At 33.5% G+C, this 260-nt stretch carries 1 protein-coding gene; it reads right to left on the bottom strand.

Annotated elements, in window-relative coordinates; genetic code table 11:
- A partial coding sequence (locus ACY2RT_RS15430) for a hypothetical protein (protein WP_490156812.1) occupies positions 1–260 on the bottom strand: 260 nt, incomplete at both ends.

Below are 260 nucleotides of genomic sequence, written 5' to 3'. Positions count from 1 at the left end.
AAGAGCGATTTTTTCACCCCTAAATATATTTGGGCTTGTATTATCCATCTCCCTATATACCCCCGTAAATCCAAATCCAATTTCTAATTTTTGATTTGCAACATAGGCCATTTTTATATTACCAGAGAAAGTCCCATTTTTTTTAATTCTACCATATTGAGCGCTAAAGCCCACATAAAAACCATGAACTACATTATTCCGGTCATCAAATTCTACATAAGTATCAGTTTCATTTGTTTGTGCAACAAGAGTACTACATG

The sequence above is a fragment of the Ulvibacter sp. 2210JD10-4 genome, assembly GCF_058148525.1.
Note: the sequence above shows the minus strand (reverse complement) of the source record. Positions and strands in the feature narration are given on the sequence as shown.